Source organism: Bradyrhizobium sp. 63_E2_N1_3, from assembly GCF_052076005.1.
Taxonomy (GTDB): Bacteria; Pseudomonadota; Alphaproteobacteria; order Rhizobiales; family Xanthobacteraceae; genus Bradyrhizobium; species Bradyrhizobium barranii.
This window is the reverse complement of record NZ_CP197235.1, coordinates 1,540,693-1,559,289: the sequence shown is the minus strand read 5'-3', so window position 1 is coordinate 1,559,289 and position 18,597 is coordinate 1,540,693. Positions and strand designations below refer to the sequence as shown.

Sequence of the window (18,597 nt, the reverse complement as noted above, 5' to 3'; positions counted from 1 at the left end):
CGCCCACAAGGTGCGGGTCACAACAAGAACCGACAGACCAAATCGGGAGCAGGAAATGCCGAAATACAGGGTGGTGACGCCGAAGGGCGCGAGCTTCACGGTCGCAGGCAGCGACTATTCCTTCGAGCGAGAGGCGCTCGATCCGATCGATGCCGAGATCGTCGAAGCCCCCGCCAATGAGGCCGAGTTCATCGCCGCCGCGAAAAACGCCGATGCCATCTACGCCAAGGGCATCCCCATCACCAAGTCGATCATCGACGCACTTGATAGCTGCAAGGTGATCACGCTCGGCTCGGTCGGCGTCGACAGCGTCGACGTGAAGGCCGCGACCGCCCGCGGCATTCCCGTTACCAACATTCCCGATACCTTCATCGAGGAGGTCGCCGACCACGCCATGATGCTGCTGCTCGCCGGCTTCCGCCGCCTGGTCGAGCAGGACAGGATGGTACGCGACGGGCGCTGGGCCGAAGGCCGGCCAGCGCTGCTGAAGATCCCGCGGCTGATGGGCCAGACGCTCGGCTTCATCTCGTTCGGCCGCGTCGCGCGTGCAGTTGCGAAGCGCGCCGCCCCGTTCGGCCTGCGCATGATGGCCTACGATCCCTTCATCCAGGAAACGCTGATGTACGACCATGGCGTGATCCCGGCGACGCTGAACGAGGTGCTGTCGCAATCCGACTTCGTCTCGATGCACGCCCCTGCAAGGCCCGAGGTGCATCACATGCTGACCGAGAAGCACTTCCGGCAGATGAAGAAGGGATCGGTTTTCATCAATACCGGCCGCGGCGCCACCGTCGACGAGGAAAGCCTGATCAAGGCGCTCCAGGAGGGCTGGATTGCCCACGCCACCCTCGACGTGCTGGAGAAGGAGCCCCCCTCGCACAACAATCCCATCCTCAGCATGGAGAACGTGACGCTGACCGCCCATGTCGCCTCGGCCTCGGCACGGTTCGACGAGGCGCGCAAGCGCCGCGTGGGCTACGAATTGTCACTGGTGCTTCAGGGCATGTGGCCGGTAAGCTGCGTCAATCCGTCGGTGCTGCAGAACACCGCGCTCCGCCGCTGGCAGCCCGTCAGCATGGATCGCGGACCGAACAGCTAGGCGGCCGGCCGCAAAACGCGCCGGGAATCGGAACGGCCCTTCACCGGCGATCAACGCCGGGAAGGGAGACATCATAGGGAGGAACTGATGAGGAACGACATCACCCGTCGTGATGCCTTGGCTCTGGGCCTGTCCGCTACGGCGCTCGCGGCAACCGGTGTTGCAGCGCACGCTCAATCCGCGATCAAGGCCGCGGACGTCCCCGCACCGAAATTGCCGATCGAAAAAGGCGCAACCCTGCGCATGCTGCGGCCGGTGCGCTTCGTCCAGGCCGACGAAGACGTGTTCCGCGCCAATGCGGCAAAATTCACCAAGGAGACCGGGGTCGAGGTCAAGGTCGACTTCGTCGGCTGGGAGGACATCAACCAGCAGACCGCGGTGACCTCGAATTCCGGCGCCGGCCCCGACATCATCATCGGCTTCTCCGACGCGCCGCACATCTATGTCGACAAGCTGATCGAGCTGACCGACGTCGCCGACTATCTCGGCAAGAAGTATGGCGGCTGGCAGAACCTTGCGAAGGCCTACGGCAAAAAGGCCAAGAGCGATACCTGGATCGGGCTCCCGTTCGGGGCCACCGCCGGTCCCCTGATCTATCGCAAGTCCATCCTCAAATCCGTCGGGTTCGACAAGGCGCCGGAGGACCATGCCGGACTCCTCGACCTCTGCAAGAAGCTGCAGAAAGCCGGCAAGCCCGCGGGCTTTGCGCTGGGCAATGCCGTCGGCGACGGCAACGGCTTTGCGGACTGGATGATGTGGTCGCACAATGCCTCGCTGCTGGATGAGGAAGGCAATGTCACCATCAACAGCAAGGAGACCATCGCGGCGCTGAATTTCGTGAAGGAGCTCTACCCGACCTTCATCGCCGGTACGCCGTCCTGGAACGACGTCAGCAACAATCGCGCCTATTCCTCGCAGGAAATCGGGCTGACGGCGAACGGCGTCTCGCTGTATTTTTCGCTGAAGAACGATCCGGCGACCGCGGCGATCGCCGAGGATTCCGAACATCAGCTGCTGCCGAAGGGCCTTGCACCGATCTCGCCGATGTCGGGACTGACGCTGAACGCCATGGTGTTCAAGCACAGCCAGTATCCGAACGCGGCGAAGGCCTTCCTGCAGTTCATGCTGGAGAAGGACCAGTACGAGCCGTGGCTCAACGCCAACAGCGGTTACTGGTCGCAACCGCTTGCGGCCTACGCCGATGCGGCGGTGTGGAAGGGCGATCCCAAGGTCGCGATCTTCAGGGACACCATGAACAGCACGTATTACGCCGGCTTCAAGGGTCCGATTTCGACCGCCACCGGTGCTGTTCGCGCGGACTATGTGACGGTGCAGATGTTCGCCTCGGTCGCGACCGGTGCGGCGACGCCCGAAGCCGCGGCTGCGGAAGCGGAACAGCGCTGCAAGCGGTACTTCCGCAGACAGAGGTAGCGGCCGACGACAACGCGGCCGTCATTGCGAGGAGCGACGCGACGAAGCAATCCGGACTGCAACTGCGGAGACAGACTGGATTGCTTCTGCCTTCGCCAAAGCTACGGCGGACAAGTCGCTTCGCTCGCAATGGCGGTGTGGTAACAGCCTAGAACAGGACAACGACCCGATGTCCGTGACCACCCTCTCCTCCCCCGTACTGGCGCACCGGCAGCAATCCTGGCTGGTGCGGCTGTTCGACTACAAGCCGTTCCTGATCGTGATGTGCCTGGCGCCCGCGATCGGGCTCCTCGCGGTGTTTCTGACCTATCCGCTCGGTCTCGGCATCTGGCTCGCCTTCACCGACACCACGATCGGCCGACGTGGCGTCTTCGTGGGCCTTGAGAATTTCCAGTATCTGCTCACCGATCCCCTCTGGTGGGGCGCGGTGTTCTACAGCGTGTTCTATACGGCGGTCGCGACCTTCGGAAAGTTCGCGCTCGGCTTCTGGCTCGCGCTGCTGCTCAACAACCATTTTCCGTTCAAGAGCCTGCTCCGCGCCATCGTGCTGCTGCCCTGGATCGTGCCGACGGTGCTCTCGGCGCTGGCGTTCTGGTGGATCTACGATCCGCAATTCTCGATCATCTCCTACCTGCTGGTGGACGTGCTGCATTGGCGCACCACCAATATCGACTTCCTCGGCGCGCCCTGGCCGGCGCGCTTCTCGCTGATCGCCGCCAATATCTGGCGCGGCATTCCCTTCGTCGCGATCTCGCTGCTGGCGGGCCTGCAGACCATCTCGCCTTCGCTCTACGAGGCCGCGATGCTCGACGGCGCCAGCGCCTGGCAGCGCTTCCGCTACATCACCTTCCCGATGATGATGCCGATCCTCGCCATCGTCATGACCTTCTCGATCATCTTCACCTTCACCGACTTCCAGCTCGTCTATGCCATCACCCGCGGCGGGCCGGTCAATTCGACCCATCTGCTGGCGACACTGGCCTTCCAGCGCGGCATTGCCGGCGGCGAGCTCGGCGAAGGTGCCGCGATCGCGGTGTCGATGATCCCGTTCCTGGTGTTCGCGACGCTGTTCTCATATTTCGGCCTGGCGCGCCGCAAATGGCAGCAGGGAGAGAGCAATGACTGATACCGTCGCCCAACCTGCCGTGGCCGACGCGAAGGCGGCGCCCGATACCATGGCCTGGGATTCCGGGCTGCGGCGGCTGATGATGATCTACCTGCCGCTCGGCTGCTTCGTGCTGATCCTGCTGTTTCCGTTCTACTGGATGGCGATCACGTCGTTCAAGCCGAACGCCGAGCTGATGAACTTCAAGGATCACAACCCGTTCTGGATCACCTCGCCGACGCTGGCTCACGTCAAGCACCTGCTGTTCGACACCGCCTATCCGCGCTGGCTGTGGACAACGATGATTGTGGCGATCGGGTCGACCACGCTGTCGCTGATCGCGAGCACGCTCGCCGCCTATGCCATCGAGCGGCTGCGCTTCCGCGGCAGCCCCTATGTCGGCCTCGGCATCTATCTCGCCTATCTCGTTCCGCCCTCGATCCTGTTCATCCCGCTCGCCACCGTCGTGGTGCAGTTCGGCCTGTTCGACTCACCGCTGGCGCTGATCCTGGTCTATCCGACCTTCCTGGTGCCGTTCTGCACCTGGCTCCTGATCGGTTATTTCAAGTCGATCCCCTACGAGCTCGAGGAATGCGCGCTGGTCGACGGCGCCACGCGCCTGCAGATCCTGCGGCGGATCACGCTGCCGCTGGCGGTGCCCGGGCTGATCTCGGCCGGCATCTTCTCCTTCACGCTGTCCTGGAACGAGTTCATCTACGCGCTCGCCTTCATCCAGAGCGGCGCCAACAAGACCGTGCCGGTCGCGATCCTGACCGAGCTCGTCACCGGCGACGTCTACCAGTGGGGCGCGCTGATGGCCGGCTCGCTGCTCGGCTCGCTGCCGGTTGCGATCTTCTATTCGCTGTTCGTGGATTATTACGTCTCCTCGTTGACCGGCGCGGTGAAGGAGTAACACGAGCTAAGCGAGCCGCTCCTTAAGGCGCGGCGTGGCCCAGTCGAGAAAAGATCTGAGCTTGAGTGGCTCGGGCTTGCGCTCCGCGTAGACGATATGCACCGGCCATGGCGCCTGTTCGAATGGTTCCAGCATCAAAGCGAGCTTTCCGGCGCGCCGTGCGGCTTCCATCTTGTACGACATGACGCGGGTGATGCCGGCACCCGCGATCGCGGCTTCGACCGCAGCCTCGGAGTCGCTCAAAGTCAATCTCGACCGGATCGGCACCGCTACTTCGCGGCCGTCGATGACGAACTTCCAGTTCCGCTGAGCCGCGAGGCTGTCGATACTGATACAGTCATGAGCAGCCAGATCGGCAGGCACCTTCGGTTGGCCGTGCTTGGCAACATAACTGGGACTCGCACAGAGCACGAACCGGACCGAGCCGACTCGGGTCGCGATCAGGTTGCTGTCCGGGAGGTTGCCGATGCGGACCGAAATGTCGATATTCTCCTCGGCCGTGTTGACAATGCGGTCGGTCAGGACGAGCCGTAGCGCGATGTCTGGAAAGGCATCCATGAATTCGAGCGCGATCGGCAACAGGTGCATGTGTCCGAGCCCCCAGGGCGACGTGACCGCGAGATCTCCTTTCGGAATCCTGTACTCGCCGGAGACCTCGCGCTCCGCGTCGTCTACCTGCCCGATAATGCGCTTGCAGGCTTCGATGTAGGATCGTCCGACATCGGTCAGCTTCATCTGGCGCGAGGATCGCTGAAATAGTTGGGCCTTCAACCGCGCCTCCAGCTCGGCGACCGTGCGGCTGACTGTCGCGACCGGCGTGTTGAGGCGCCGCGAAGCGGCTGAAAAGCTTCCTGTCTCAGTGACCGCGACGATCACCGACATTGCCTCCAACCGGTCCATCGGATACGCTTTCCATATCTTGAGAAGGTGCTTCTCAAGCATACCGTCTGCTCCCTACAGCGACAATCGGCTACGCGGTGGATATGCGCAAAGCCGCCGTGCGTTTTGAATGCCGTCGCCCGGCCGTCAATCGAGGACGCTATGGAGTTAGAGACCAGAGCCCTGCTGTCGCGCCGCAATTTCTGTCTCTGCTGCCTGAGCGGCGCGACGATTGCCGCTACTAACGGTTGGCTTTCGCCGCGGCAGGCCTACGCTGAAGCGCGAGGCCTTGTCAGCCTGATCAAGGACAGTGCGGCGACATCGCCGATCACCACGCACAAACTCCGAGGCAACATAGCCGTGCTCGAAGGCTCCGGCGGAAATGTCGCGGTCCTGACCGGTCCCGACGGCAAGGTTTTAGTCGATGCCGGCATCCGCGTCTCGCGTCCCCAGCTCACCAAAGCGATGGCCGATCTCGGCGCCGATCCCGTCACCCATCTCGTCAACACCCACTGGCATTTCGATCACGCCGATGGCAACGAATGGCTCCATTCCGCTGGCGCCAGGATCATCGCGCAGGAGAACACGCGAAAGTACCTCCTCGAAGTTCAGCGCGTAGAGGACTGGGACTACAATTTCCTTCCGCTCGGCGCGGGCGGAATCCCCAGTGAAGTCTTTGCCGGCAACCACAAGCTCAGGCTCAATGGAAGCTCGATCGACCTGAAATATTACGGGCCCGCGCATACCGATAGCGACATCTCCATCACTTTTGCAGAAGCCAACGTCGTTCATGTCGGCGATACCTTCTGGAACGGCATCTATCCGTTCATCGACTACTCGACCGGCGGCAGCATCAACGGGATGATCGCGGCTTCCGAAGCCAATCTCGCAGCGACCGGACAGGATACGATCGTGATCTCCGGTCACGGCAAGCCGGTCGGCAACAGAGCCGAACTCCAGGCGTTTCGCGACATGCTGATCACGATCCGAGACAACGTCGCCCGTCTCAAGAGCCAGGGACGAACGCGGGACGAAGCCGTGGCCGCCAAACCGACCGCGGCCTTCGATGCGATATGGGGGCAGTTCGTGATCGATCCCGGCTTCTTCACCCGGCTGGTCTACGAAGGCGTTTGAAGCGGCGGACGAAGGACGTCTGCGAGCTATCGATTCTTGACAGGAGATCGACATGAAAAGTGCAGACGTCCCGCCGCCACAGAGCCACATTGATCGTCGTCGCCTGGTCGCCGGACTATCCGGAATGGCCGTTGCCACCGCTTCACCGGATGCATCGGCGAAACCGCAGCGCGACAGCCGCGGCGCCACCGGTTCTTATCCGGTCGTCTACTATCGAACCAAATCCGTCGACGGGATCAAGATCTTCTACCGCGAAGCGGGGCCCAAGGATGCACCGGTGGTGCTGCTGCTGCACGGCTTTCCGACCTCCTCGCACATGTTTCGCAACCTGATCCCGGCTTTGGCGGACCGCTATCACGTGATCGCTCCCGACTATCCCGGCTACGGCCAGAGCGACATGCCGCCGCGCACGTCGTTCAAATACACCTTCGATCGCTTCGGCGAACTCGTTGACGGCCTGCTCGGCCAACTTGGTGTCACCCGCTATGCGATGTACGTGATGGATTACGGCGCCCCGGTCGGCTGGCGGCTGGCGCTCAAGCATCCCGAGCGCGTCAGCGGCCTGATCGTGCAGAACGGCAACGCCTATGACGAAGGGCTGAAGGAGTTCTGGAATCCGATCAAGCAATACTGGGCCGACGGGTCCGATACCAGCCGACAGGCATTGATGAAGCTGGTCACGCTGGAAACGACGAAATTCCAGTACACCGACGGCATGTCGGACGTAAGTCGGATTTCACCCGACAATTGGGTACAAGATCAGGCGCTGCTCGACCGGCCCGGCAACAGCGATATCCAGATGGACCTGTTCTACGATTACCGGACCAATCTGCCGCTGTATCCCGCGGTGCAAGCCTACTTCCGCAAGCACAAGCCGCCGACGCTGATCGTCTGGGGCAAGAACGATTTCATCTTCCCGGCCGACGGCGCCCATCCCTACAAGCGCGACCTGCCGCAAGTAGAGTTTCACCTGATCAACACCGGTCATTTCGCGCTCGAGGACAGATTCGACGAGATGGTTCCGCTGATCCGCGACTTCCTCGGCCGCAAGATCGCCTGATAACCTGGAAGGAACGAACATGAACGCGGCCCTCGACGTCGTGGCCGCTCTGGCGGTCTCCACAATGTTTGCGGCAGCCGCCGTCGCCCAAAGCGCCCGCGACGTGCGCGGGCCCTCTCCGCTGGTTGCCATCGACAAGCAGGCGCCCGCCCGCCTGATCGTCGATCCACCGCTGGCCGAACAACTGGCGCAGGGCCTCGTCTTCATCCAGTACACCACGGAAAATCTCCGGATCGTACCGGTGTTCGGCAAGGGCGCGCTCGACGTGTCGCCGCGCATCGGTCACATCCACATCACGGTCGATGATGCGCCCTGGCATTTTGTCGATGCCAGTGGCGAGACCGTGATCGTGGTCGGACTGCCTCCGGGCCCGCACAAGGTACTGTTCGAGTTGGCCGATCCCACGCACCGCGTGATCGATAGCAAGACCGTCAGCTTCGAGATTCCGGCGCCCTCTCCGACACCGCCGAAACAATAGCTGCTGCGGCGTTTCGCCCGGTTTCACAAAACTGCAACATGCGATCCGCATAAGGCGTCGTCCACTAACAGGAGACGCACATGCGCGCGACTTTTCTCAGCACCGTCGCAACGATCATTCTCACCGCGAGCACCGCGCTTGCACAGAACGAGGGCGAATTCCCGGCGAAGCTCGCCGGCCACGTGGTGATGCCGGCCGCGACCTTCATCGACGCGCCGGCCGACGCGCCTGCCGATCTCAAGACCTCGGGCAAATACACCACCGGCAAGCGCGTCGACGCGCTCGGCACCGTGATGGGCAAGTCCTATGAGCGTGCGACCGGCGTGTCGCTGCCGTTCAAGGGCCAGCCGCTGCAGGGCCATTCCGGCATCAAGCACATGCCCGACGGCAGCTACTGGGTCATCACCGACAACGGCATGGGCGCGCGCGCCAACTCGCCGGATTCGATGCTGTACCTGAACCGCTACAAGATGGATTGGGCGAGCGGCAAGATCGAGCGCCAGGAAACCATCTTCCTGCACGATCCCGACAAGAAGGTGCCGTTCCGCATCGTGCATGAGGATACGCAGAAGCGCTATCTCACCGGCTCCGATTTCGACACCGAGGGTTTCCAGATCATCGGCGACACCTTCTGGATCGGCGACGAGTTCGGCCCCTATATCCTGAAGGCCGACAAATCAGGCAAGATCCTCGGCGTGTTCGAGACGGTTGCCGACGGCAAGCCGGTGCGCTCGCCGGACAACTGGGCCGTGGCGACACCCGGCGCACCCGGCGCGACCTACACCAACGTCAACCTCCGTCGCTCCAAGGGCTATGAGGGCTTTGCGTCCTCGAAGGACGGCAAGTTCCTCTACGGCCTACTCGAGGGCCCGATCTGGGACGCCGACAAGAAGGACTGGGAGAAGGTCGACGGCAAGGAAGCCTGCCGCATCCTCGAATTCGACGTCGCTGCCGAAAAATTCACCGGCCGCTACTGGCAGTATGTGTTCGAGCAGAACGGCAACGCCATCGGCGACTTCAACATGATCGACCCGACCGGCGGCCTGATCATCGAGCGCGACAACGGCGAAGGCACCGCCGACAAGGCCTGCCCGCAAGGCACCCGCGGCGAGAACTGCTTCCCCGACATCGCCAAGTTCAAGCGCGTCTACAAGATCGAGCTGACCGACGCCAATGTCGGCAAGCCCGTGCGCAAGATCGGCTATATCGACCTGATGAAGATCCAGGACCCCGACAAGAAGGCCCGCAAGCCGCTCAATGACGGCGTCTACACCTTCCCGTTCTTCACCATCGAGAACGTCGATCGCGTCGACGAGACCCACATCATCGTCGGCAACGACAACAATCTGCCGTTCTCGTCCAGCCGCGATCCCAACAAGGCCGACGACGACGAGTTCATGCTGCTCGAGGTCGCGGATTTCCTGAAGGCGAAGTAAGCCGACGCTCTCTCCTCTCCCTCTCCCCCGTTCTTACGGGGAGAGGGAAGGAACCGACAGTGGCGCCTCACCCTCCGTCATTGCGAGCGCAGCGAAGCAATCCAGAGTCTCTCCGCAGAGGCAGTCTGGATTGCTTCGCTGCGCTCGCAATGACGAGGATAGAACTCCATTCCCACACTCTCGATGAGTGCGCGGAGACCGCCCCTCACCCCACCCTCTCCCCGCACGCGGGGCGAGGTAGAAAGAGCGGGCTACCGCACGATAAAGTCCACCGGAACGGTAAAGCTCATCGAGCTGTTCTTGATCTCCGCCGGGATCGGCGGGAACGGCGAGGCCTGGTGGATCATCGACGTGGCCTTGGCATCGAACGCGGCAACGCCGGACGAAGCGATGCGGCTGGACGTGACCTGGCCGTTACGGCCGATCGTGAAACTCACCCGGACCAGCCCGCGCTGACCGTTGCCGCCGGACGGATAGGAGTGAAGGCGCATCAGGTGCGCACGGACGCGCTGATTGTAGGTCGCAACCAGCGATGCGACCGCGCCCGCGCTCATGGCGGACGCTGCAGGCGCCTCCCGCTCGGCGCGCGGCGGCGCGCTGTTGCGAGGCGCGGGCGTCGCGTTCGACGGCTTCTTTGCCTCCGGACGAACTACTTTCGGCTTTTCGGGCGCCGGCTTTTCCTGCGGCACGATTTTCGCGGGCTCCGGCTTGGCCGGTGTCGGCTCGAGCTTCTGCTCCGGCGGCGCCACCACGTCGGGCTTCTCCTGCGGCGGTGTCGGCGCGATGGTCTCCTCGACCGCCTGCCGCTGCATCGGCTCCGGCGGTGAGGCATCGGCCTCCTTCATCACCGGCCCCGGCACCACGTCATCCGGCGTCGCCTGAGGCGCCGACGTGATCGGCGCCATATCGATCATGACCGCAGGCAGGGTGACGCCCTGCTCCGGTTGCGACCGCACCCAATTCATCGCGATCACCGCAGCGATGACATGCAACGCCACGATCACCGCGGCCGAAACGCCCCAACGCGCCGTTTCGCGCTCGCCGAGCGGTTCATGCAGGGCAAAAGCGCTCGCCGACATCAGCTGCGTCCGTCGAGGCCGACCAGGGCGACCTTGAGATAGCCGCCATTGCGCAAGGTGTTCATCACCTCCATCAGGTCGCCATAAGAGACAGCCTTGTCGGCGCGGAGATAGATGCGCTCGTCCTTGCGGCCCTTGGTGGCGGCATCGAGCGCCGTGACGAGGCCTTCGCGTGCCATTGTCTCCTCGCCGACGGCGACGGTGAGATCCGGCTTCACCGTCACGAAGGTGGGCTTGTCCGGCCGCGGCGCCGGCTCGGCGGCGGTGGCCGGCAGCTCGACGCCGATGTCGACGGTGGCGAGCGGGGCCGCCACCATGAAGATGATCAGCAGCACCAGCATCACGTCGATGAACGGCGTGACGTTGATCTCATGGGTGACGTCGAGATCGCCGGGGTCGCCGCGCCTCAGCGGCGATCCCCCGCGTGCGCCGAGCTTCGCGGCCATGGCCTACTCCGCCGCCCGCGCCAGGCGGAACTCTCTGTGGTCGCGCTGGCGGCTGACCAGCAGCATGAGCTGCGCCGAAGCGTCGCCGAGCAACGCCCGGTAATTTGCGATGCCGCGGACAAGCTGATTGTAGATCACCACGGCCGGGATCGCGGCGACGAGTCCGAGCGCAGTCGCAAGCAGCGCCTCGGCGATGCCGGGCGCGACCACCGCAAGGCTCGTGGTGTGGCTCTCGGAGATGCCGATGAAGGAATTCATGATGCCCCAGACCGTGCCGAACAGGCCGACGAACGGCGCGGTGGCGCCGATGGTCGCGAGCACGCCGGTGCCGCGCGCGATCTGCCTGGACATCGCGGCCTCGACCCGTTCCAACCGCAGCGCGACGCGCTCCTGGAGGCCGTCATCGACAATGCCGCCGGAGAGCTCCGCCTCCTTGGCGCAGGACTGGATGAGCTGGGCGACCGCATCATGCGCGTCGCCGGTCCGCTCCGCCGCCTCGGCCAGCTTCATCCTGCCCTCGAGCGCACGCGTCCGCTGCACGGCGAGCGCGCTCTTGCGGCGCAGCTCGATGGTCTTAGCGAGCCACACCGTCCACGTCACCAGCGAGGCGATGGCGAGCCCGACCATCACCGTCTTCACGATGATGTCGGCACCGAGGAACATGCCCCAGGGCGACAGATTGCGCGGCAACAGCGCTTCGTCGATCGCGAAGGCCGGGGCCGGCGCAAGCACCAGCCCAATTGTTAGGATCACATGCCGAAGCCCAAAATTGCTCTGCATCCTGATCTCCCGACAGACAGAAGGAAATTATGCCACGCCTAGCGCCGCGACCCGGTCCGCCAGCTGCCGGAATCGCACGAGCTGGTCCGCCCGCAGCGCCCGGGTCTCGTCGCGGCCGACGAAGACCTTGAACATGATGCCGCCGTCGGCATTGACGAACGCAACGAAGGCCGAGGTCTTGCCCATGAAGGGGCGTTCGACGAAGGCCAAGGCCGCGCAGCGCTCGTGGCGGAGATGGCCGTGCAATCCCTTCGGCTGCATCAGGTTGAAATAGCCGCGGCCGACCTCGCCCGCCGGGACCGCGCCCGTGAACTCGAAGATCGCGTCATCCGTGTGCACGATGAGCGTGACCTCGCCCCACGCGGCGATGTCCTGCATGGCGGCGGCGAAATGCTCGCCGCCACCAACGCGCACCATGGACGACGGCAGCGCCTCGATCACCGCCCGCGGAGTGACCTTGCGCTCGCGCGCAACGTCCTCGATCACCGCACCGGGATTGTCAGCCATGTACGCCTTGAGATCGGCGAGATCGGTGCTCAGCATGTCCGGCTCCCTTTCCTGATCCGCCGCGATCTAGGCGGCCGCGTTCGTCTTGCGCTCGGTCATGATGACCTCGAACCCTTCGAACTTGGGATGGCCGAGATAGAGGCTTTCGCCGGTCTTGTTGTCGGCGCGCGCGTGGGCGCGGCGGAATTCGTCCGACCGCGTCCAGGCCTCGAACGCCGCCTTGTCGACCCAGACCGTGTGCGAAGAATACAGCGTGTGGTCCTCGAGCGCCGGCCCCTTCAGCAGGTGGAATTCAACGAAGCCGGCCATGCTGCCGAGATAGGATTCGCGGGTGCGCCAGACGGTCTCGAAAGCAGCCTCCGAGCCGAGCTTCACCTGGAAACGATTCATGGCGATGAACATCAGATTTTCTCCTGTCAGTCTTGTTGATCGGCGAATGCCGAGCGGATGTTTCAGAACGTGCCGAAGCCACGCTGGGACATCAGCGTGGCTCTGGCGGTGAATACGGCGTCCCGTTTGCTGTCGTCGGCGTACTCCTTAGATGCCGCCGAAGTGGTACTTCAGGCCTCCCTTGACCACGAGCCCGGGGCCGGCGCTCGCCCATTTCACGTCGTTTTGCGTATCGCCCGTACTGCCGACCGGAATGGCGTAGGGCCGGTAGTACTGGTTGAGAAGATTTTCGACCGAGAAGTTGAGCGTGAGATCGGGCCGCGGCTGATACTGGGCGTAGAGGTTGACGAGATCGTACGACGTCGCCGGCGTATAGGTCGGCGGGATGTCGGTGTTCGCAATCACCGACGTCCACATCACCGAGAGGATCAGGGTCCGGTCCAGCAACCGCACGCCGGCGGTCGTCGTGACCTTCTGCGGCGGAACGCTGTACAGGCCAAATCCCGTCTGGAGGTTTTTGCCGTTCTGGTAACTGCCGGAGAGGCCGAAGAACCAGGTGTTCGCGTCGTACATCGCCTCGGCCTCGAAACCCTGGATGCGGGCGGACGCGACGTTCTGATATTGCAGGAACGGAAGCACGGTGATGGAGGGCGCCGGCGGCGGGCCGGTGGGGACCACCAGCGGATTTCCATAGGCGACCTGATCGATGAAGTCGGAGATGTCGTTGCGGAACACGTTGATCTTGCCGCGCAGCGTATCGCCCGCCGTGAACAGATCGTTCTTCTTGATGTTGAAGCCGATCTCCTTGTTCTTGCCGACCTCGGGCCGCAGATTCGGATTCGGGACGAAGCAGAAGGTCGAATCCGCTCCCGGACCCGGCGTGCCCGACGGACAGCGGAAGAACGAGTCGTTGACCGTCGCGCCCGAATGCGGACCGCTGACCAGCGTTTCCGTGATCGACGGCGCGCGATAACCTTCGGCGTAGCTGACATAGGGCGTCACGACCGCCGTGGGAACGAGCCCGACGGTGATCTTCGGCGACAAACGGTCGCCGCCGGACGACGAGGATGCCGAGGAGAGCTGATAATTGTCGTAACGAAGCGCGCCGATCACCTCGAGCATGGAGGTGTAATTGGCCTTCCACTGCACGAAACCGCCGGAGACCGTACGCTGACCGCCGGGCGTCGTCACTTCCGACGTGCCGGTCCTGTCCTGCGTCGACACCTTGTCCTGGAACGCGTCCAGTCCGTAGGTCACCGCGTGACGCCAGCTGCCGGTATCGAAGCGCGTGGTGTTGTACACGTCGACGCCGACCGTATCGAGCAGATATCCACGGTTGCTGCCGATACAGCCGGACACGGCATTGCCGGGCACGCCGCTGCAGAAGACCGACGGCGTCGTGCTGGTATGCGCGGTCTTGACCTGGTCGTTCTCGGTGCGATTCCAGTAGACCTTCGCATCCCAGTCGAACCACTGGTCATCCGGCTGCGAATATTTCCAGCCGAGCGTCGTGGTGTAGTTCTTGACGTCGGACCTGTAGATCGACGTGCCGCTCAGGTTGTTGGCGCCGTTCGCATTGGTCGAGTTGGGATCGCCGGCACGGCGTGGCGGCTGACCCACGCTGTAGATGTCCTCCTGGAAGATGGTGCCGAGCTTGATCTCGTGCCCATCGGCCGGGCGCACCGTCAGCTTGGCGATGCCGCTGGTGAGCCGGTTGCCGGTGTTGGCGACCTCGAAGCCGGTGCCGTCTTTGTAGCTCTCCTGCGTCGAATAGGTGCCGCCCGCGAACACGTCCACATTTGGATTGACGTGAACACCGCCGAAGGCCGAACCGAGCGCTCGCCCGTAATTGCTGCCAAGAATGGTCTTGACGTCAACACCCCAACGTTCGCCGGCACGCACGACGTCCTCGATATCCTTGGTGCGGAACGACGCCACGCCGCCGATCGCACCGGAACCGTAGATGTTGGCGGTCGGACCACGAACGATGTCGATGCCGCTGATCAGTTCGGGGTTGAGGAAGAACGAGCCGTTGGCGAAATGGCCCGTGCGCTGATAATTCTGCCGCGCGCCGTCGACGACGACGGCGACGCGGCCGAAATCCTGCAAGCCGCGGATATTGATCGAGGTCGACGGCTCGTCGCCGCGGTTCTGAACCCATACGCCCGGCACATTATAGATGAGATCGCCGACCGTGCTGGCCTGGCGGCTTTCGATCTGCGCCGAAGTCACGACGCTGACCGGTGCGAGCGCGTCGACCGCGCGCTCGTCGGTCTTGGAGGCGGCAGCCGTGATGGTGTCGAGCGCCTGAACACCGACGATCGCCTGCGCGCGTGCATCCCACACGCTGGTGCTGGCCTGCTGCTGCTGAACAGCTTGCGGCTTGGCCGGGTTGCGCTTGGCCTGCTTGGGCTTCGCCGGCTTGGATGATTGCGCGGTTTGATCCGCGGTCTGCGCAAAGCTGCTCACCGGCGACACCGCCGCAATTGAAACCACCGACGCGCCCAAAATCAGCGCGCGCGAATACCTAGCCCCGTCAGCCATACACCCAACCCAATCATGATATGTCTTGTTTGGCTGGCGTGCGCTCGCGCGGCGAGCGACTGGCTGGCTATTCTCTGGTGCAGGCCCCCCGGCCCGCATTGTTCCATTTGGTTACGTGGCAACACCCTGACGGTCAATGTCATCGGGTTGCAGTTTATATCGATTGTAAATTGCCGCCGTTGGAATGCGCCTGATGCCGCTTATACAAACAAGACGCATCTGAAATTTCGAAAGCGCATCACACCTACCATGTCAGCAACGTCCGGAGACAATAGCGGCGATGCGGCAGGGCCGACACAAAGCCCTTCTGCAACAACGAGAAGTTTGACCATACGCGGGAGCCGGATCGACAGCCGCGAGCTGTTTGCGGCGGAGCGCGAGATCATCATCGCGCATGGCGAGGACGCCTATCGCCTTCGCCTGACCTCGCAGAACAAGCTGATCCTGACGAAGTAACCTGCAATGACATTTTGTCGCACCCTCGCAAACCTCCTGCTCACCGGCACCATCGCGCTCGCCTCGACCGCGCACGCCGCCGGTATCACGCTGCATGATGCGCGCAATCGCGATGTCGCCGTTGCCGACTTCGCCCGCACGGTCTCGATCGGCGGCGCCATTACCGAGATCCTCTATGCGCTCGGGCTGGAGAGCCGCCTGGTCGGCGTCGACACCACGAGCCTCTATCCGGCAGCGGCGCTGCACGACAAACCCAATGTCGGCTACATGCGCCAGATTTCGGCCGAGGGCGTGCTGGGCCTCAACCCGACCCTGATCCTGGCGATCCAGGGATCGGGCCCGCGCGAGACCATGGACCTCCTGGAGACGGCGAAGGTGCCGCTGGTGCTGGTGCCCGAGACCTTCTCGGAGGAAGGCCTGATCGAGAAGATCAAGCTGGTCGGCCATGCCATGGGCGTCGATGCGCGCGCCGAATGCCTGAGCACCGCAGTGGCTACGGATCTTGCGCAGCTGCGCGCACTGCGTGCCAAGGTCACGAAGCCGGTCCGCGTGATGTTCGTGATGTCGCTCCTGAACGGACGGGCGATGGTCGCCGGTCACAAGACCGCCGCCGACGAGATCATCCAGCTTGCAGGCGCCACCAACGCGGTCGAGGATTACGACGGCTACAAGAACATCGGCGACGAGGCGATCGTCGCGGCAAAACCCGACGTCGTGCTGTCGATCGAGCGCGGCAAGGATTCACTGCAGGCCGACGCGGTCTACGCCCATCCCGGCTTCGCCTTGACGCCGGTCGCGGCCAACAAGAGCTTCATCACGATGGACGGGCTCTATCTGCTCGGCTTCGGCCCGCGCACGGCCGCGGCGGCCCGTGATCTCTCCGTCAAGCTCTATCCGGCATTGGCCGAGGGCGGCGCCTTCACGTCGGCTCTGTCGGCGGCGAATTGCCGGCAATGAGCGTGGCGATCGGGACGGACTCGCGGAGCCCGCGACGTGCGGGCGCAGGACGGCGATTTACGTCGATTGCCATTCCCCTGCTCCTGGTGATCCTCGCGGCCACCGCCATCGTCGCGCTGACCGTGGGCGCGGCCGGCATTCCCCTCTCCCGGCTGCCTGCTGCGCTCGGTCTCGCAGGCAACACCACCGCCGACGCCGTGACGACGCGCGACCAGCTCGTGTTGTGGTCGATCCGCATTCCCCGGATCGCGGCGACCGCGATGGTCGGCGGCCTGCTCGCCGCGGCGGGCGCCATCATGCAAGGACTGTTTCGCAACCCGCTCGCCGATCCCGCGCTGGTCGGCGTCTCCAGCGGCGGTGCGCTGGCGGCCGCAAGCGCAATCGTCTTCACCGATTCGCGCTTCGGCGAGACGCTGCGCTTCCTTCAGACCGAGCTGTTGCCGCTCGCGGCCTTTGCGGGCTCGCTGGCCACGACCGCGATCCTTTACGGCATCTCCAGCCGCGCGGGGCGGACCTCGATCGCGATCTTCCTGCTCGCCGGCGTCGCCATCACTGCCATCACCAATGCCGGCATCGGGCTTCTGGTGTTCATCGCCGACGACCGCCAGCTTCGCGACATCACATTCTGGCTGCTGGGCTCGATGAGCGGCGCGACCTGGACCAAGGCCGCCGTGCTCGCGCCGATCCTCATCATCGGGCTCGGCGCCTGCGCGTATATTGCCCGCGGCCTCGATCTGCTGGTGCTCGGCGAGGCCGACGCGTTTCACGGCGGCGTCGACGTCGAGCGTCTCAAGCGGATCTCGATCGTCATGGTCTCCGCCATGACAGGGGTCGCGGTGTCGATCAGTGGCGTCATCGGCTTCGTCGGCATCGTCGTGCCGCATCTGCTCCGTCTCGTTATTGGACCTGCGCATCGCCTGCTGCTGCCGGCCTCGGTGCTGCTTGGCGCGATCCTGATGGTCGGCGCCGACACGCTGGCGCGCACGATCGTGGCGCCCGCGGAGATGCCGATCGGCATCTTGACGGCAGCGGTCGGCGCGCCTGTCTTCCTCGGCATCCTGCTGCGCCAGCGCGGGCTCGCCTCGCTATGAGCGCCGTGATCGAGGCGCGACGCTTAAGCAAGCGCGCCGGCCGCGCCACGCTGCTCGATGGTGTCGGCCTATCGGTTGAAGCCGGCGAGATGGTCGCGATCATCGGCCCGAACGGCGCCGGCAAGTCGACGCTGCTGCGGCTGCTCTCCGGCGATCTCCGCCCGAGCGAGGGCGAGGTGCACCTGAAGCAGCGCGACATAAGCAGTTATACGCCGCGCGAGCTTGCCGCGCGCCGCGCGATGCTGTCCCAGCACATCAACGTCACCTTCCCCTTCACGGTCGAGGAGATCGTGCTGATGGGCGCGGGCGACCGCAGCCTGCGCGATGCCGTGTCGCTCGTCGACGCCGCGCTGGACGAGGTTGGCCTCGCACATTTCCGCGAACGGCAATTGCCGACGCTATCGGGCGGCGAGCAGCAGCGCACCCATTTCGCCCGCGTGCTGGTGCAGCTCGCCTGCGGCGAGGCCGAGCATGGGCCGGGGCTCCTGCTGCTGGACGAGCCGACATCGAGCCTCGACCTGCGCCACCAGATCGACCTCGTCGAAGCCGCGCGCCGCCGCGCGGCAGGCGGCACCGCTGTCATCGCGATCCTGCACGACCTCAACCTCGCGATCCGCTTCGCCGACCGGCTCATCGTCCTGAACGGCGGCAAGCTCGCTGCCGACGGCCCGCGCGCGGAAATCGTCACGCGCGAGACCATTCGCGACATCTTCGAAATCGACGCCGTCGTTCATCAGGCCGACGACGGCGTGCCCTACGTGCTGCCGCAATCGATGCGGGCGGCGGCGCGAGCCGAACTGCCGCCGCGGTGA

At 64.1% G+C, this 18,597-nt stretch carries 19 protein-coding genes; 12 read left to right on the top strand and 7 right to left on the bottom strand.

Annotation, left to right across the window (positions count from 1 at the left end; genetic code table 11):
• Nucleotides 1–55 precede the first annotated feature (55 nt).
• The 4 genes from AB7531_RS07225 (at nt 56) to AB7531_RS07210 (ending at nt 4,548) form a co-directional block, all read left to right on the top strand.
• Nucleotides 56–1,099, top strand: a complete 1,044-nt coding sequence (locus AB7531_RS07225) for a C-terminal binding protein (protein ID WP_441279922.1) — start codon at nt 56–58, stop codon at nt 1,097–1,099.
• 87 nt (nt 1,100–1,186) lie between these two features.
• Entirely contained in the window at nt 1,187–2,530 is a 1,344-nt protein-coding gene (locus AB7531_RS07220; RefSeq protein ID WP_063981165.1) for an ABC transporter substrate-binding protein, read from the top strand.
• Nucleotides 2,531–2,699: 169 nt separating this feature from the next.
• The gene (locus AB7531_RS07215) at nt 2,700–3,656 is read left to right on the top strand and encodes a carbohydrate ABC transporter permease (protein ID WP_063981164.1); all 957 of its coding nucleotides are present in this window, start codon (nt 2,700–2,702) and stop codon (nt 3,654–3,656) included.
• Nucleotides 3,649–4,548, top strand: coding sequence for a carbohydrate ABC transporter permease (locus AB7531_RS07210; protein WP_063981163.1), 900 nt, complete (start codon nt 3,649–3,651; stop codon nt 4,546–4,548). The genes AB7531_RS07215 and AB7531_RS07210 overlap by 8 nt, the downstream gene beginning before the upstream one ends.
• Nucleotides 4,549–4,554: 6 nt before the next feature.
• Here AB7531_RS07210 and AB7531_RS07205 read toward each other — a convergent pair whose 3' ends face one another.
• Complete coding sequence (locus tag AB7531_RS07205; protein ID WP_063986097.1) at nt 4,555–5,448, bottom strand: LysR family transcriptional regulator; 894 nt, start codon at nt 5,446–5,448, stop codon at nt 4,555–4,557.
• A gap of 141 nt (nt 5,449–5,589) precedes the next feature.
• Here AB7531_RS07205 and AB7531_RS07200 point away from each other — a divergent pair, with 141 nt between their 5' ends.
• The 4 genes from AB7531_RS07200 (at nt 5,590) to AB7531_RS07185 (ending at nt 9,535) form a co-directional block, all read left to right on the top strand.
• On the top strand, nt 5,590–6,561 hold the full coding sequence (locus tag AB7531_RS07200) for an MBL fold metallo-hydrolase (RefSeq protein ID WP_063981162.1): 972 nt from the start codon (nt 5,590–5,592) through the stop codon (nt 6,559–6,561).
• 52 nt (nt 6,562–6,613) lie between these two features.
• Nucleotides 6,614–7,621, top strand: coding sequence for an alpha/beta fold hydrolase (locus AB7531_RS07195; protein ID WP_063981161.1), 1,008 nt, complete (start codon nt 6,614–6,616; stop codon nt 7,619–7,621).
• 19 nt (nt 7,622–7,640) lie between these two features.
• Nucleotides 7,641–8,099: a DUF6130 family protein gene (locus tag AB7531_RS07190; RefSeq protein WP_063981160.1), complete on the top strand. Its 459-nt coding sequence runs from the start codon at nt 7,641–7,643 to the stop codon at nt 8,097–8,099.
• Between the two features lie 80 nt (nt 8,100–8,179).
• Nucleotides 8,180–9,535: an esterase-like activity of phytase family protein gene (locus tag AB7531_RS07185; RefSeq protein WP_063981159.1), complete on the top strand. Its 1,356-nt coding sequence runs from the start codon at nt 8,180–8,182 to the stop codon at nt 9,533–9,535.
• 251 nt (nt 9,536–9,786) lie between these two features.
• Here AB7531_RS07185 and AB7531_RS07180 read toward each other — a convergent pair whose 3' ends face one another.
• The 6 genes from AB7531_RS07180 to AB7531_RS07155 form a co-directional block, all read right to left on the bottom strand.
• Nucleotides 9,787–10,614, bottom strand: coding sequence for a TonB family protein (locus AB7531_RS07180; protein ID WP_063981158.1), 828 nt, complete (start codon nt 10,612–10,614; stop codon nt 9,787–9,789).
• Entirely contained in the window at nt 10,614–11,060 is a 447-nt protein-coding gene (gene exbD / locus AB7531_RS07175) for a TonB system transport protein ExbD (RefSeq protein ID WP_063981157.1), read from the bottom strand. Before exbD ends, AB7531_RS07180 begins: the two co-directional genes overlap by 1 nt.
• 3 nt (nt 11,061–11,063) lie before the next feature.
• The gene (exbB, locus tag AB7531_RS07170) at nt 11,064–11,840 is read right to left on the bottom strand and encodes a tonB-system energizer ExbB (protein ID WP_063981156.1); all 777 of its coding nucleotides are present in this window, start codon (nt 11,838–11,840) and stop codon (nt 11,064–11,066) included.
• Between the two features lie 27 nt (nt 11,841–11,867).
• Nucleotides 11,868–12,383, bottom strand: a complete 516-nt coding sequence (gene hutX, locus AB7531_RS07165; RefSeq protein WP_441279921.1) for a heme utilization cystosolic carrier protein HutX — start codon at nt 12,381–12,383, stop codon at nt 11,868–11,870.
• 30 nt (nt 12,384–12,413) lie between these two features.
• Nucleotides 12,414–12,749 (bottom strand): antibiotic biosynthesis monooxygenase family protein, encoded by a 336-nt coding sequence (locus AB7531_RS07160; protein WP_063981154.1) that lies wholly within the window; start codon nt 12,747–12,749, stop codon nt 12,414–12,416.
• Between the two features lie 135 nt (nt 12,750–12,884).
• Nucleotides 12,885–15,281 carry a TonB-dependent hemoglobin/transferrin/lactoferrin family receptor gene (locus AB7531_RS07155; protein ID WP_354098299.1) on the bottom strand — a complete coding sequence of 799 codons (2,397 nt, stop codon included), beginning with the start codon at nt 15,279–15,281 and terminating at the stop codon, nt 12,885–12,887.
• Nucleotides 15,282–15,530: 249 nt separating this feature from the next.
• Between AB7531_RS07155 and AB7531_RS07150 the strand changes: the two genes are divergently transcribed.
• The 4 genes from AB7531_RS07150 to AB7531_RS07135 are packed head-to-tail and all read left to right on the top strand — an operon-like array spanning nt 15,531 to nt 18,597.
• A complete protein-coding gene (locus tag AB7531_RS07150; protein WP_063981151.1) occupies nt 15,531–15,737 on the top strand; it encodes a hemin uptake protein HemP in 207 nt (68 codons plus the stop codon).
• Between the two features lie 6 nt (nt 15,738–15,743).
• Nucleotides 15,744–16,694: a heme/hemin ABC transporter substrate-binding protein gene (locus AB7531_RS07145; RefSeq protein WP_441279920.1), complete on the top strand. Its 951-nt coding sequence runs from the start codon at nt 15,744–15,746 to the stop codon at nt 16,692–16,694.
• The gene (locus AB7531_RS07140; protein WP_063981149.1) at nt 16,691–17,785 is read left to right on the top strand and encodes a FecCD family ABC transporter permease; all 1,095 of its coding nucleotides are present in this window, start codon (nt 16,691–16,693) and stop codon (nt 17,783–17,785) included. The genes AB7531_RS07145 and AB7531_RS07140 overlap by 4 nt, the downstream gene beginning before the upstream one ends.
• Nucleotides 17,782–18,597, top strand: a complete 816-nt coding sequence (locus AB7531_RS07135) for a heme ABC transporter ATP-binding protein (RefSeq protein ID WP_063981148.1) — start codon at nt 17,782–17,784, stop codon at nt 18,595–18,597. The genes AB7531_RS07140 and AB7531_RS07135 overlap by 4 nt, the downstream gene beginning before the upstream one ends.

What these genes read in the sequence shown, in the direction of transcription:
- AB7531_RS07225 (WP_441279922.1), top strand. Translation starts at nt 56, where the DNA reads ATGCCGAAATACAGGGTGGTGACGCCGAAGGGCGCGAGCTTCACGGTC.
- AB7531_RS07220 (WP_063981165.1), top strand. Translation starts at nt 1,187, where the DNA reads ATGAGGAACGACATCACCCGTCGTGATGCCTTGGCTCTGGGCCTGTCC.
- AB7531_RS07215 (WP_063981164.1), top strand. Translation starts at nt 2,700, where the DNA reads ATGTCCGTGACCACCCTCTCCTCCCCCGTACTGGCGCACCGGCAGCAA.
- AB7531_RS07210 (WP_063981163.1), top strand. Translation starts at nt 3,649, where the DNA reads ATGACTGATACCGTCGCCCAACCTGCCGTGGCCGACGCGAAGGCGGCG.
- AB7531_RS07205 (WP_063986097.1), bottom strand. Translation starts at nt 5,448, where the DNA reads ATGGACCGGTTGGAGGCAATGTCGGTGATCGTCGCGGTCACTGAGACA.
- AB7531_RS07200 (WP_063981162.1), top strand. Translation starts at nt 5,590, where the DNA reads ATGGAGTTAGAGACCAGAGCCCTGCTGTCGCGCCGCAATTTCTGTCTC.
- AB7531_RS07195 (WP_063981161.1), top strand. Translation starts at nt 6,614, where the DNA reads ATGAAAAGTGCAGACGTCCCGCCGCCACAGAGCCACATTGATCGTCGT.
- AB7531_RS07190 (WP_063981160.1), top strand. Translation starts at nt 7,641, where the DNA reads ATGAACGCGGCCCTCGACGTCGTGGCCGCTCTGGCGGTCTCCACAATG.
- AB7531_RS07185 (WP_063981159.1), top strand. Translation starts at nt 8,180, where the DNA reads ATGCGCGCGACTTTTCTCAGCACCGTCGCAACGATCATTCTCACCGCG.
- AB7531_RS07180 (WP_063981158.1), bottom strand. Translation starts at nt 10,614, where the DNA reads ATGTCGGCGAGCGCTTTTGCCCTGCATGAACCGCTCGGCGAGCGCGAA.
- exbD (WP_063981157.1), bottom strand. Translation starts at nt 11,060, where the DNA reads ATGGCCGCGAAGCTCGGCGCACGCGGGGGATCGCCGCTGAGGCGCGGC.
- exbB (WP_063981156.1), bottom strand. Translation starts at nt 11,840, where the DNA reads ATGCAGAGCAATTTTGGGCTTCGGCATGTGATCCTAACAATTGGGCTG.
- hutX (WP_441279921.1), bottom strand. Translation starts at nt 12,383, where the DNA reads ATGCTGAGCACCGATCTCGCCGATCTCAAGGCGTACATGGCTGACAAT.
- AB7531_RS07160 (WP_063981154.1), bottom strand. Translation starts at nt 12,749, where the DNA reads ATGTTCATCGCCATGAATCGTTTCCAGGTGAAGCTCGGCTCGGAGGCT.
- AB7531_RS07155 (WP_354098299.1), bottom strand. Translation starts at nt 15,281, where the DNA reads ATGGCTGACGGGGCTAGGTATTCGCGCGCGCTGATTTTGGGCGCGTCG.
- AB7531_RS07150 (WP_063981151.1), top strand. Translation starts at nt 15,531, where the DNA reads ATGTCAGCAACGTCCGGAGACAATAGCGGCGATGCGGCAGGGCCGACA.
- AB7531_RS07145 (WP_441279920.1), top strand. Translation starts at nt 15,744, where the DNA reads ATGACATTTTGTCGCACCCTCGCAAACCTCCTGCTCACCGGCACCATC.
- AB7531_RS07140 (WP_063981149.1), top strand. Translation starts at nt 16,691, where the DNA reads ATGAGCGTGGCGATCGGGACGGACTCGCGGAGCCCGCGACGTGCGGGC.
- AB7531_RS07135 (WP_063981148.1), top strand. Translation starts at nt 17,782, where the DNA reads ATGAGCGCCGTGATCGAGGCGCGACGCTTAAGCAAGCGCGCCGGCCGC.